Annotated in this window: 11 protein-coding genes; 5 read left to right on the plus strand and 6 right to left on the minus strand. The window is 34.2% G+C overall.

From position 1 onward, the window contains the following. Positions 1–31: 31 nt before the first annotated feature. Complete coding sequence (gene aroB, locus FDY99_RS21185; RefSeq protein ID WP_139423615.1) at positions 32–1,078, plus strand: 3-dehydroquinate synthase; 1,047 nt, start codon at positions 32–34, stop codon at positions 1,076–1,078. Between the two features lie 249 nt (positions 1,079–1,327). Then, positions 1,328–1,972, plus strand: coding sequence for a porin family protein (locus tag FDY99_RS21190; protein WP_139423616.1), 645 nt, complete (start codon positions 1,328–1,330; stop codon positions 1,970–1,972). 76 nt (positions 1,973–2,048) lie between these two features. Here FDY99_RS21190 and purF read toward each other — a convergent pair whose 3' ends face one another. From purF to FDY99_RS21220, 6 genes are all read right to left on the minus strand, one after another. Then, the gene (gene purF / locus FDY99_RS21195; protein WP_102980291.1) at positions 2,049–3,548 is read right to left on the minus strand and encodes an amidophosphoribosyltransferase; all 1,500 of its coding nucleotides are present in this window, start codon (positions 3,546–3,548) and stop codon (positions 2,049–2,051) included. Positions 3,549–3,612: 64 nt separating this feature from the next. Further along, positions 3,613–3,972, minus strand: coding sequence for a four helix bundle protein (locus tag FDY99_RS21200; protein ID WP_139423617.1), 360 nt, complete (start codon positions 3,970–3,972; stop codon positions 3,613–3,615). Between the two features lie 37 nt (positions 3,973–4,009). Further along, on the minus strand, positions 4,010–4,732 hold the full coding sequence (purC, locus tag FDY99_RS21205; RefSeq protein ID WP_066680769.1) for a phosphoribosylaminoimidazolesuccinocarboxamide synthase: 723 nt from the start codon (positions 4,730–4,732) through the stop codon (positions 4,010–4,012). Between the two features lie 71 nt (positions 4,733–4,803). Next, positions 4,804–5,499, minus strand: a complete 696-nt coding sequence (locus FDY99_RS21210) for a DUF3307 domain-containing protein (protein ID WP_139423618.1) — start codon at positions 5,497–5,499, stop codon at positions 4,804–4,806. A gap of 1 nt (position 5,500) precedes the next feature. Beyond that, the gene (locus FDY99_RS21215) at positions 5,501–6,106 is read right to left on the minus strand and encodes a SatD family protein (RefSeq protein ID WP_102980289.1); all 606 of its coding nucleotides are present in this window, start codon (positions 6,104–6,106) and stop codon (positions 5,501–5,503) included. Positions 6,107–6,260: 154 nt separating this feature from the next. Continuing rightward, positions 6,261–8,126, minus strand: a complete 1,866-nt coding sequence (locus tag FDY99_RS21220; protein ID WP_139423619.1) for an endonuclease — start codon at positions 8,124–8,126, stop codon at positions 6,261–6,263. A 192-nt stretch (positions 8,127–8,318) separates the two neighbouring features. Between FDY99_RS21220 and FDY99_RS21225 the strand changes: the two genes are divergently transcribed. The 3 genes from FDY99_RS21225 (at position 8,319) to FDY99_RS21235 (ending at position 13,276) form a co-directional block, all read left to right on the plus strand. Continuing rightward, positions 8,319–9,458, plus strand: coding sequence for an acyl-CoA dehydrogenase family protein (locus FDY99_RS21225; RefSeq protein WP_139423620.1), 1,140 nt, complete (start codon positions 8,319–8,321; stop codon positions 9,456–9,458). Between the two features lie 209 nt (positions 9,459–9,667). Further along, entirely contained in the window at positions 9,668–12,598 is a 2,931-nt protein-coding gene (locus FDY99_RS21230) for a reprolysin-like metallopeptidase (protein ID WP_139423621.1), read from the plus strand. Positions 12,599–12,808: 210 nt separating this feature from the next. Continuing rightward, positions 12,809–13,276, plus strand: coding sequence for a pyrophosphohydrolase domain-containing protein (locus FDY99_RS21235; RefSeq protein ID WP_139423622.1), 468 nt, complete (start codon positions 12,809–12,811; stop codon positions 13,274–13,276). Positions 13,277–13,300 lie beyond the last annotated feature (24 nt).

Below are 13,300 nucleotides of genomic sequence, written 5' to 3' on the forward strand. Positions count from 1 at the left end.
GTATAGCTTTTAATTATAAAAAAATCATACAATGATTACTTTATTAGACGAAAATTTTTCGCAACTTAATCAATTTTTGACCGAAAAATCATTCAGCAAAATTTTTATTTTGGTGGATGAAAATACCCATGAATATTGTCTTCCTGTATTATTAGGGAATTTAGAAACCGATATTTCTTTTGAAATTCTGGAGATTGAAGCGGGTGAAGAAATGAAAAATATTCAGACTGCCAATCAACTTTGGGAAATTCTTACAGAAATGCAGGCCGACCGAAAAGCTTTGATAATCAATCTTGGTGGTGGTGTAATTACCGATATGGGAGGTTTTGTAGCATCTACTTATAAAAGAGGAATTCAGTTTATCAATATTCCGACAACACTTCTTTCAATGTGTGACGCATCTATCGGTGGTAAAACAGGAATTGATCTGATGCATTATAAAAATATGGTGGGAACATTTTCTTTTCCTGAACAAATATATGCTTACACGCGATTTTTAGATACACTTCCTGCAAAAGAACTGAAAAGCGGATTTGCCGAAATGCTGAAACACGGATTAATTGCTGATAAAAAACACTGGGAAGCTTTGATTAAGCTGCAACATCTTGATCCGACAGGAATTGAACCGCTGATTCCACAGTCAATGGAAATTAAGCAGGAAGTTGTAAATGCAGATTTTCATGAGAAAAATGTGAGAAAAACTTTGAACTTCGGTCACACGATTGGTCATGCTATCGAAAGTTTATGTCTTCAGAGCGAAAATCCTATTCTTCACGGTGAAGCAGTTGCATTGGGGATGATTTGCGAAAGCCATCTTTCTTATCTTGAAGGTTTAATTTCTAAAGAAGATTCAGACTTGATTATAGAAAATATTCAGAGATATTTCTCTTTTATTGATTTGGGTGACTTTAAAGATGAAGATATTTTCAACTTATTATTGAATGATAAGAAAAATACAGATGCAAAAATCAATTTTTCTTTGCTTTCAGGAATTGGTTCTTGTATTTATGATCACGAATGTAGCACTGAAAATATTCAAAAATCAATCAATTATTACAAAAAACTAAGTGAATTTTAAGTTTTAAACTAAATTTTTAGATTTAAATTCAAATAATTATTATTTATAGCATATAAATTAGTTGAAATTTAATTACCTAATATTCATACTGTTATGATATAAACCATTTACTATTGTGAATGGTTTTTTTATGTTTTTAGTTTTCTATGAGTTTTGGCAAACAATTTGAAAGATACGTCTCGTCAAACTGAAAAAGTTTGGTAGTAAAATTTAAAATTAGAATTAGTAAAATATTAAAAAATTTAAGTTATGAAAAAGTTAATTTTAGGAATCGCAGTTTTGTCAACATCTTTGGCATTTGCTCAGACGACAACCACTACAACTAAAACGACATCGTCTTCAGATGTAAGATTTGGTATCAAAGGAGGAATGAACGTTTCTTCATTATCAAAAGACGGATCATTAGATGACCAAAAATCAAAAATCGGATTTAATGCAGGTGTATTTGCAACAATTCCGGTAGCAGAATCTTTCAGCATTCAACCAGAGGTTTTATATACTCAATACGGAAGTAAAGCAGATTATACTTTATTAGGAACTAAATATTCTTCATCAACACATTTAGATTATGTTGCTGTACCGGTAATGTTCCAGTATAGTTTTGTACCAAACTTCTATGTAGAAGCAGGTCCGGAATTTGGATTGATGGTAAGCGCAAAAAATAAAGTTAAAAACGAATCTAACGGTGCTTCATCAACAACAGATAACTATAAAGATGATTTAAATTCATTCAACTTAGGTATTGGTCTTGGTGCAGGTTATTATTTCACAGATAACATTGGTATTACTGCAAGATATGTTGCTGGTGTAACTGATGTTGCTAAAGACAGACCAAATGGTTCTGATGCTGTAAGAAACAATACTTTCCAAGTAGGTTTAGCTTATAAATTCTAAGAAAAGAAAATCTTATTTCAATAATAAAGGTCAGACTTAATTTTAAGTCTGACCTTTTTATATTTAGAAATTAATCTTAATTAAATAATTCTATTTCTTCTCCTTTTGCTACCGGATATTCTTCTGTGAAGCATCCGAAACAGTGATTAGAAGAACCTAAAATTTCTTTTAAATTATCAGTACTCAAAAACTCAAGAGAATCTACTCCCAAATAATTTCTAAGTTCTTCTGTCGTCATATTTGCAGAAATCAAATCGTCTTTTGAAGGGGTATCAATTCCAAGATAACAAGGTGCAATAATCGGTGGAGAAACACTTCTGAAGTGAATTTCCTTTACGCCTGCTTCTTTTAAAATTTTAACCAATCTTTTAGAAGTTGTTCCACGAACGATAGAATCGTCGATGATAACCACTCTTTTGTCTTTGATCTCAGAAATAATAGGATTTAGTTTCAGATTAACGATTCTTTCTCTCATTTCCTGAGTTGGAACGATGAAACTTCTTCCGATGTATCTGTTTTTAATCAAAACCGGACGGAAAGGGATTCCCGAAGCTTTAGAAAAACCAATTGCAGCAGGAACTCCAGAATCAGGAACTCCAATTACAATATCAGCTTCTACAGGAGCCTGTTCCCAGATTTTTTCACCAGATTTTTCTCTGATTTCGTAAACGTTGATGTTTTCTAAAGTAGAATCGGGTCTTGCAAAATAAATATATTCAAACGAACAGATTCTTTGCTTCGCTTTTGCTTCATCCACCATAATTGAGTGAAGTTTTCCAGGCTCGTTTTCATTTGTATAAATGATTTCACCAGGTAAAATATCACGAACATATTGAGCGCCTACAGCATCTAAAGCTACAGATTCAGAAGCGACAACGTAAGAATTTTCGTTGATAGCTCCCAAAACCAAAGGTCTGATTCCGTTGAAATCTCTGAATGCAAAGAATTTATTTCTCGTCATTCCCACTACCGAATAAGCTCCTTCAATTTTCTCCATAGTTGCTTTGATAGCACCACGAAGTCCAAGGTCAAGATTTTTTTGAATTAATCTTAAGATAACCTCAGAATCTGAAGTCGCTCTGAAAACTACACCTTCAGCTTCCAGTTCATGCTTTAGTTCTTTCGCATTGGTTAAGTTACCGTTGTGAGCGATAGAAAGTATAATCTGGTCATATTCGTTTTTGGCAAAAAATGGCTGGAAATTATATTTCTTTTTATCTCCTGCAGTCGTATAACGGGTGTGTCCGATTGCAGAATTTCCCATAAAAGTCTCAGGATTTTGAATCTCTTTATAAACATCCAAAACCAAACCTTCATCTTTCATATTGGTGATTTTTCCGTCTTTAAGAACAGAAATACCACAAGCTTCCTGACCTCTGTGCTGAAGCGCAAAAAGCCCGAACTGTGAAAGAGAAAATGTATCCAAATCATTATCAGAATACATTCCAAAGATCCCGCACTCCTCGTTTGGAGCATCCAGTCTTTCTTCTTCCTGCGTTCTGAAGAGATTTCTTCCGTAGGTTTGAGTTTCAAACTGTTTTAAATATTCACTTTTATGAATGTCTAAACTTTTCATTTCTATTTTTTCTAAATTAGAAGTTAGATATTAGATGTTAGAAATTAGTCTAAGTTAACTTCAATTATAATTTTAAACTTGTCTTCAATGAATAAATCATTTTCTGTATCTCAGCTAAAAGTTCTTTTAGAGGAACTATTTTAGTTTCGGAAATAAAATTTAAATCTATTAATAATTGTAATTGAGTTTGTAATTCGTAAGTAGAACCAAACGCAATTCCAAGAAATTGATAAAATTCGTTCTTATTATTTCTTCCTGCTCCTTCTGCAATATTGGAAGGTATTGAAACTGCACATCTTCTGATTTGAGAAAGTAAGCCAAACCTTTCTTCATTTGGCAATTCAGCAGTAACCAAATAAACCTCTTTTACTAAAGCCATTGATTTACTCCAAACTTTCAAATCTTCAATTCGGTGCGATTTCATACTAAATTCTAATATCTAACTTCTAACTTCTCAAATTTTACTTATTAAGTAAAGTTTTCAATCTGTTATAGATCTCAACATAAGCTTCAGTAACTTCACCAAGATCTCTTCTGAATCTGTCTTTGTCTAACTTCTTCATCGTGTCTTTATCCCAAAGTCTGCAAGTATCAGGAGAAATTTCGTCAGCAAGAATGATTTCGCCGTCTGAAGTTTTTCCTAATTCGATTTTGAAATCTACCAAGATGATATTCATTTTATCGAAAAGATCGATTAGAATTTCGTTGATGTCTGAAGTTAATTCATACATCTCGTCTAGCTCTTCATACGTTGCAGCTCCTAAGAAAACAGCGTGGTGATCGTTGATAAGCGGATCCCCCAATTCGTCTTTTTTGTAGCAGATATCGAAGATGGTAACCGGAGATTTAATTCCTTCCTCAACTCCTAATCTCTGAGCCATGCTTCCTGCAGAATAGTTTCTTACGACCATTTCCAAAGGAATAATTGATACTTTCTTTACCAATTGCTCTCTTTCGTCTAGTTGTTTGATGAAATGAGTTTTAATTCCTTTTTCATTTAAATATTCAAAAATAAGAGTGGTGATGGCGTTATTCATTTCACCTTTCAAATCTACAGATCCTCTTTTTTGAGCGTTAAATGCAGTTGCATCGTCTTTGAAACGTACTACAACTTCGTCAGGATTTTCGGTTGCAAATACTTGTTTTGCTTTCCCTTCATACAGCATTTCTAGCTTTTGACTCATAATTTTTACTTTTTTTACTTTAGAAAACCTTGAATCAAAGGTTTTCAATTATAGTTAGATTTATATACTTTTTACTTAATTAAAATTCCTGCTAAAACAGCGATTCCAAAACTTAATAATGTACCGATCAATACATATTCTGTCAGTTTTCTCTGTTTTGCCTGTGCGAGATCGCTGAATCTGAAAACAGATTTTGCCGCGATCATAAAGCCTACTCCTTCCCAATGGTTGACTACAATAAATGTGAAAACCAATAGTCGTTCTAAAATCCCGATATATTTTCCGGCACTCGATAAAGAATCGCTTTGTACGCTGTTTTCTTCTCCGGTTACGGGAGTCCATGATGATAATAATAATTTAATGAAAATTGAAGCAGGTGATGTTAAAAACAAAGCCGCCATTATCATTTTCAAAAAATCCTGATCTTTTAAAAATTCAAAATTAAATTCACTGAAATAAAGAGAAATTCCACCAATCACCGCTACATGAAGAGCCTGATCAATAAAAAACCATCTTTTTTTTGTCTGAATTTTTTGAAAACTCAGTTTACAGGCATCAATAATAAAATGAGAAATTCCCACTAAAACAGCAACCCACCAAAGTTTAAGATCCCAAAGGAAAATAAAGCTTAAAATAGTATGAATCAGAACATGAAAATATAAATATAAACTTTTCAGTTTACGGTTCTCCTTATCTGCAACCCAAGAATTTGGCTGAAGAATAAAATCTCCAAGTAAATGTGCCAATATGAGTTGAATAAAAATCATCTTACAATTCTGAAATTTTCTTTCTAAAATATTGATTGGTTTCTACGATAAGCTCGTAGTTTGCCCGTTTCAGTCTTTGGCTGATTGAGGATTGCGAAATGGTAAATTTTTTGGCAAGATCTTCTTGTGTATAATCTTGATTCATTATCATTTCGTGAATGATTTCGGCAGTTGCCATGGTCCAGTTATCAAAATCTTTGGATGCCCATTTTAATAAAATATTGAGGTCGCGGTCTATAGAGTCGTTGGAAGTTTTGATAGAAACGGTATGACCATCACTCTTCAGATCATTTAACAACCTTCCTGAATTTACATAAGCCGAACCGTTGGATTCTGTAATCTTTTCAGAAGAAAAGTTTTCCTCACCAATGCCGATTGCAATTCTTACGTCTAAATTTTCCTGACTTTTTATAAGAGATTTGATAGCTAAGAAATGCCAAAAGACATCGTCGATATTGCATTTAAACTGAAATTCGTCGCCTCTGTAGATTTCCCATGTTGCGGGAGCACTTCCCCACGTGTCGAGAAGATTTTTAAGCTTGGTAATCCAAACTTCTGTGTCTGCATGCTGCGAATTAATAATATCACCAGTGATGACCGCTATCATTTTGCAAATATAATCATTATTACTTATAAATAAAAAATATAAGTCAATTTGATTATAAATCTCAAATATTAGCTTTTTTGCTTATAAATTTTATCAACAAAAAACTTCGCTCAAAGTTGAACGAAGTTGTAAAGTTTTGTATTTAAATTTAATCTTATTTCTTAATAAACTGATAAGCTTTATTGTCAAGTTTCAATAGATAAGAACCAGTTTTTAAATTCTGCAGAGAAATATTTTTCTTGTTTTTAAACGGATTTTTCTCTGTGTAAATCAATTGTCCCGAATAATTTACAATTTGAGCAGTCTGAATATTTTCAGTTTTTCCACTTACAAAAATGTTTTCATGAACCGGATTTGGATAGATTTTAAATTCTTTTCCAGCTAATAATTCTGCTTCAGAAGTAGATAATGTTCCTAGATTTTGGCAGTAATTGCTTGCATAAGAATCCCATTCTGAGATATCAAAAGTTGTCACTGGTTGATTAACTATTGCTTTTCTATAGAGAGAAACATTTCCTAAAACTGTAGAATTGTTTTGAGAAGAAACTCCAATCGCATCAACGGTTGTAGATTTGTATCTCAGTTCTAAATATTGACTTCCTGAAAATGTCATTTGTGGAGCTGCGGTTACAAATTTTGCCTGATTAATGGTAAAACAAGAGAAATTGGCTTCAGGATTTAAAATGACGAAAGTTTCATTATTCTGTACCGTTCCTTCCAGTTCGAACGGTGCAGGAAAGTAATAATTGGTTCCGCTAGGAAACTGAATTGATAATCTGTAATCACTTAAATTAACAAAATGACCTGTTTTATTGGTGATTTCTATCGCTTTATTATTTGATGTTCCTTCTAAATATTTTGTAATGATTAAATCTTTAGCATAAGTATCCGTCGCTAAAGTTGTTGCAGAAACCACATTACTGTCTCCCGAAAGTAGATATCCGTTGTCATAAGCTTTTACGGAATAAGTATATGTTGTAGAAGGTGTTAAATGATCAATGCTAATCGAATTTTCTTTTGTTGAACCAATTAAAGTTCCATTCTGATAAATTTTATAACCAATAACATCTGTACTTGTACTTGGAGCCCAGCTTAATGTTGTGAAATAAGCGCTATTCTGAGTTACTGTTAAATTTGCCGGGGTTGAAGGTGCAACAGAATCTGGAAATTGCCCCCAAATCGCATTGACCCAAGATGGATTATCGATAAATGGATTTCTGTTTTTCTGCAGATTATAAACCGCATTATTTCTGTCGATTTCCCTTTGGGAAACAGGATCCTGATTATGCCATTGAATAAGCATTGCAATATAAGCTGGCTCAAAAGCTCTCTCCTCTGTTCCATCTAAAGGATTAGTGTCGGATGCAGGATTTGCATTATTGTTAAAATTAAAAGTTTCTAATTTCCCTTCATATCTTACAGCAAAATATAATAAACTTCTTGCTACATCGCCTTTAAATTCATTAATTGGTTCGTAAACGCGACCTGTATAAACGTAATTCGGAATTGCGCTATTACTAATTTTTGAAGAATTTGTAAATGTGTGATAATTTGTAGTTCCTGCGATTCCGTAAGGATAATTGCTTCTTAATTGATTAATTCTTGCATCAGTAGGAACTACATAAAACAAATCAGAATACATTGGGTAGTTACTGTAAAATGTGCTTTGAGGCATCATATGTTCCCTGTTCCATCCTAATCCTTCTGCGTTTGCGCTTCCGATAATATTTGCCGTAGTATATTCGTAAGCATCGGGTCCCGTTGGAATTTCAGAATACATATCTAGTAAAATCGTAGTATTGGTTGGTCCGTGATCATAATATTTATCTAAATCAGTCTGATTATAATAATTCGTCAAATCACCATAATGCCAATTGATATTCTTTGAAGAAATAATATCATGCAGTTTTGATTTTAATGCATAACCCGTCAATCCTGTCGTTCCGTCATAATATCCTGCCGGAATTTGCGCTGAAACATAAGCAGATATTAAAAGTATAGGAAGTAGAAGTTTTTTCATGTTAAAAAAATTGGACGGCTAATGTAAGAAATAAACATAGTGATTACCAATTAATTTGATTAATATTATGTTAATAATTAAAATTTAATTTATTGAAAGCTAATTACTTATTTGTTATAACTCAACCTCAAAATAAATTATTTTAGTATTTCAGCAATTTAAGTATCTTTGGGACATAACTATACAAGTAATATGAACACAGAAACGATTAACAACATCAAAATGATCGCGGAAACAGCAAAGGAATTTGCTGAAAAGAATATCAGGCCAAATATTATGGAGTGGGACGAAAGTCAGACTTTTCCTAAAGAGCTATTTCACCAGTTAGGAGATATGGGTTTTATGGGAATTGTGATTCCTGAAGAATATGGAGGTTCTGGTCTTGGTTATCACGAATATGTTGCTATTCTGGATGAAATTTCTCAGGTTGACCCATCGATTGGTCTTTCGGTTGCAGCACACAATTCACTTTGCACCAACCATATTTACGAATTCGGAAACGAAGAACAAAGAAACAAATGGCTTCCTCTACTGGCTACCGGAAAAGTAATCGGAGCTTGGGGGCTTACAGAGCATAATACAGGATCTGATTCTGGAGGGATGTCTACTACAGCTGTAAAAGATGGTGACGAATGGATCATTAATGGAGCTAAAAACTTTATTACTCATGCAATTTCTGGTGATATTGCTGTCGTAATGACAAGAACTGGAGAAATTGGAGCTAAAAATAATTCTACAGCTTTCGTTTTAGAAAAAGGAATGGCTGGTTTTACTTCTGGTAAAAAAGAGAATAAACTTGGAATGAGAGCTTCAGAAACTGCAGAACTTATTTTTGATAACGTTCGTGTTTCGGATGCGAATCGTTTAGGTGAAGTTGGTGAAGGTTTCAAACAGGCGATGAAAATTCTTGACGGTGGTAGAATCTCTATTGCTGCGTTAAGTTTAGGAACTGCAAGAGGAGCTTATAAAGCAGCTTTAAAATATGCTAAAGAAAGAAAGCAATTTGGAAAATCTATTTCAGAATTCCAGGCAATCAACTTTATGTTGGCAGATATGGCAACAGAAATTGATGCAGCAGAATTGTTGATTCAAAGAGCTTCTACGCTGAAAAACGCAAAACAGAAAATGACAAAAGAAGGGGCAATGGCAAAATTGTATGCTTCTGAAGCTTGTGTAAGAATTTCTAATAATGCAGTTCAGATTTTTGGAGGTTACGGATATACAAAAGATTTCCCGGCTGAAAAATATTACAGAGATTCTAAACTTTGTACAATTGGTGAAGGTACTTCAGAAATTCAGAGAATGGTTATCGGTAGAGATATCACAAAATAATTTTTTGGTTTAAATTACCTTAATTCAAGATAAAGCAATAGCATACGAGATATTCGTATGCTATTTTCATTTTATAGAGATTTATTTTATGGTATATTTAATTCGATGCATATTATTTTAAATATATTGTCTAAAAATTTCTTAAATAATTTTCTTTTTCATAATATAATTTATTAGCTTTGATATTCCAAAATCAAAATAGCTACTATATGAAAAAACAACTATTGGTGATTGGAATGCTGGTTTCAGGTATTTCATTCGCTCAGACAGACTGTCTTTGGTCTGAAAGTTCTAGAAAAACAACTTCAGAAATTTTTGAGAACAAATCAACAATCAACAATCCGAAAATCTATAGTTTAGATATTAATGTATTGAAAAATGCTTTGGCAAAAGCTCCAAAAAGACTGGCTGTTGGAGAAAAGTCAGAAATTATTATCTCTTTCCCGAATTCTGATGGAAAATTGGAACATTTTAAAGTGAAAGAAAACTCTAATTTCGATCCTCAGTTAGCTGCGAAGTATCCTGATATCAAATCTTATGTCGGTGAAGGTCTGGGAGATTCAAATTCTACAGTGTATTTTAGTATTTCTCCATTAGGTTTATCCTCTATGGAAATTTACGGTGACAAGTCTGCTGTTTTTATTGAGCCTTACACAAAAGATCTTTCAACCTATGTCGTTTACAGAAAATCAGACAAAAAAGATGATCTTAATAAGTTTGAATGTACGGTAATCGATGTTGCTCAGAAAGGAGTTTCAAGTATTGATAATCTTGCAGCGAGACCGAATGCAGATGATGCAAAACTAAGAACATTCAGATTGGCTTTGTCTTCCACAGGAGAATACACTACCTATTTTGGAGGAACAAAAGCTCTTGCTTTAGCGGCAATGAATAATACAATGACCCGTGTAAACGGAGTTTTTGAAAAAGATTTTTCTGCAAGAATGGTTTTAATTGCCAATAATGACGCTGTAATTTATACCAATGCTTCTACAGATCCATATTCTGCAGCTTCAGGAATGAGCAGCTGGAATTCTCAGCTTCAATCGACTTTAACTTCCGTGATTGGAGAAGCAAATTATGATGTAGGACATTTATTCGGAGCTTCCGGAGGTGGCGGAAACGCAGGTTGTATTGGTTGTGTTTGTGTAAACGGTTCGAAAGGAAGTGGTTATACTTCGCCTGCAGACGCAATTCCTTCAGGAGATAATTTTGACATCGATTATGTAGCTCACGAATTGGGGCATCAGTTTGGTGGAAATCACACTTTCTCTCATTCTAACGAAGGAACAGGTGTTAACATGGAACCTGGTTCAGGATCGACCATTATGGGCTATGCGGGAATTACGGGTCAGGATATTCAGGCGCACTCAGATTCTTTCTTTCATGCGGTGAGTATTCAGCAGATTACAGATAATATTAAAGCTAAAACCTGCCCGACAAGTACAAATACAGGAAATGCTATTCCTACAGCTAACGCAGGTTCAGATTATACGATTCCAAAAGGGACGCCGTTTATGCTAACAGGTTCCGGAACTGATGCTAATGGAGATGCTTTAACCTATATTTGGGAACAGATGAATAATGCGTCTTCTTCTCAAACCGGAGCAAGCTCGGCTGCAAGTGCTACAAAAGCGACTGGACCAACTTTCAGATCATGGACTCCACAAACAACTCCTACAAGATATTTCCCAAGAATGGCTTCTGTTTTAACGGGCGCGACAACAACGGCCGGCTCAGAAATTACAGTGGAGGCTTTATCTAATGTAGCAAGAACGTATAATTTTAGATTTACAGTTCGTGATAACAAATCAGGAGGTTCTGGAAACAATTCTGATGATGCTGTAATTACCGTTAATGGAACTGCGGGACCATTCAGTGTGAGTTCTCAAAATTCAGCGACTACATATTCTGGCGGAACTTCTCAAACGGTAACCTGGAATGTTGCAGGAACTACCGCTAATGGCGTGAATGCTGCAAACGTAGATATTCTTTGGTCTACAGACAGTGGAAATACATGGACTACTCTACTTTCAGGAACTCCAAATGACGGCTCTCAAGCGGTGACGATTCCAAATGCTTCCACAACGACAGGGAGAATTATGGTAAAAGGTTCAAATCATATTTTCTTTGATGTCAATAATGCAAATATTACGGTAAATGCAGGTTCGGGGACTTCTGATACTACTCCACCGACGGCTCCAACTTTAGCGGCTTCGGGAACAACTTCTACAAGTACAAATCTTTCTTGGTCTGGCGCTACAGATAATGTTGCTGTGACGGGTTATGATGTTTATCAAGGGGCTTCATTGGTAGGCTCTACGACTTCTACTTCTTATACCGTAACAAGTTTAACGCCTTCTACGACGTACAGTTTTACGGTTAAAGCTAAAGATGCGGCAGGAAATAATTCTGTTTCAAGCAATACGGTTTCTGTGACCACTCTTGCTGGAAGCATAGTTACCTATTGTTCTGCAACATCAACCAATACAGCGGATGAAAGAATCGGAAATGTAAGCTTCGGAACGATTAATAATACATCCACAGGAACTGCTGGTTACGAAAACTTTACCGCAATTTCTACGAATGTAACAAGAGGCTCGGCTTATACGATTTCTATAACTCCGGTTTGGACTTCAACTAAATATAATGAAGCCTACGCAGTTTACATTGATTATAATAAAGATGGAGATTTTGCAGACAGCGGAGAATTGGTTTGGACAAAAACTGGCTCTCAAACAAGTCCGGTAACAGGTTCAATCACAATTCCGTCAACTGCAACTCTTGGTAATACAAGAATGAGAGTAATGATGCAGTATAATTCTGTACCGTCATCTTCTTGTGGTTCTTATACTTACGGACAAGTAGAAGATTATACTTTAAATATTGTTTCATCCGGAAGAGGTGATGATTTTGCTACAAAAGATTTAATAACAGATATTAAATTGTATCCAAATCCTGTAAGAGATATTTTAAATGTTTCAAATACGACTAGTGAAGATTATAAAATCTTCGATATGGGTGGAAAACTAATCAACTCAGGAAAACTCAAAGAAGGCTCAGTGAATGTAAGCGGTCTTGTAAAAGGTGCTTATGTAATTCAGGTGGGCGAATTTTCTAAGCGATTTATTAAAAACTAATTACCCTCTCAATTAACCTTGAGTAAAAAAGGCTGTTCGGAAACGGACAGTTTTTTTTTATTTGAGATTTTGGGTTTCGAGTTTCGGGATTTAAGAACTCGTATAAATCGAATCTCGTATCTCAACTTTACTGAGTGTGTTAATTTAAATCTCAATCAATCATATTTTCTCATTCCTAATTTTTATATTTGCCTTAAATAATAAAATTTCATGGATAAAATTGACAGCCTGAACCAAGTAGCAGAATTCCACACCACTTTTAAAGCACCTATTTTAAATACTCCACAAATTCCTTCTCAGGATAGATGTGATTTGAGAGTTGAGCTTTTGCAGGAAGAATTAAATGAGTTGAAGCAGGCTATTGCAGATAATAATATTGTAGAAATTGCCGATGCGTTGTGTGATTTGCAGTATGTTTTGAGTGGTGCGGTTTTAGAGTTTGGATTGGGGAATAAATTTGTAGAATTATTCAACGAAGTGCAACGTTCTAATATGTCTAAAGCTTGCGATAACGAAGAGCAGGCAAATGAAACGGTAGAATTTTACAAAGAAAAAGAAGTTGAATCTTTCTATGAAAAATCAGGAGAAAAATTCAATGTTTACAGAAAAGCAGATCATAAAGTATTGAAAAATAAATACTACTCTCCTGCCGATTTAAAAACAATTATTGAAAATTAATATGAAATCAAAGATTCACAAATA

The sequence above is a fragment of the Chryseobacterium mulctrae genome (assembly GCF_006175945.1).
In the GTDB taxonomy this organism is placed as follows: domain Bacteria; phylum Bacteroidota; class Bacteroidia; order Flavobacteriales; family Weeksellaceae; genus Chryseobacterium; species Chryseobacterium mulctrae.

Excerpts from the sequence above, each read along its gene's own strand:
- aroB (WP_139423615.1), top strand. The coding sequence starts at position 32 with ATGATTACTTTATTAGACGAAAATTTTTCGCAACTTAATCAATTTTTG.
- FDY99_RS21190 (WP_139423616.1), top strand. The coding sequence starts at position 1,328 with ATGAAAAAGTTAATTTTAGGAATCGCAGTTTTGTCAACATCTTTGGCA.
- purF (WP_102980291.1), bottom strand. The coding sequence starts at position 3,548 with ATGAAAAGTTTAGACATTCATAAAAGTGAATATTTAAAACAGTTTGAA.
- FDY99_RS21200 (WP_139423617.1), bottom strand. The coding sequence starts at position 3,972 with ATGAAATCGCACCGAATTGAAGATTTGAAAGTTTGGAGTAAATCAATG.
- purC (WP_066680769.1), bottom strand. The coding sequence starts at position 4,732 with ATGAGTCAAAAGCTAGAAATGCTGTATGAAGGGAAAGCAAAACAAGTA.
- FDY99_RS21210 (WP_139423618.1), bottom strand. The coding sequence starts at position 5,499 with ATGATTTTTATTCAACTCATATTGGCACATTTACTTGGAGATTTTATT.
- FDY99_RS21215 (WP_102980289.1), bottom strand. The coding sequence starts at position 6,106 with ATGATAGCGGTCATCACTGGTGATATTATTAATTCGCAGCATGCAGAC.
- FDY99_RS21220 (WP_139423619.1), bottom strand. The coding sequence starts at position 8,126 with ATGAAAAAACTTCTACTTCCTATACTTTTAATATCTGCTTATGTTTCA.
- FDY99_RS21225 (WP_139423620.1), top strand. The coding sequence starts at position 8,319 with ATGAACACAGAAACGATTAACAACATCAAAATGATCGCGGAAACAGCA.
- FDY99_RS21230 (WP_139423621.1), top strand. The coding sequence starts at position 9,668 with ATGAAAAAACAACTATTGGTGATTGGAATGCTGGTTTCAGGTATTTCA.
- FDY99_RS21235 (WP_139423622.1), top strand. The coding sequence starts at position 12,809 with ATGGATAAAATTGACAGCCTGAACCAAGTAGCAGAATTCCACACCACT.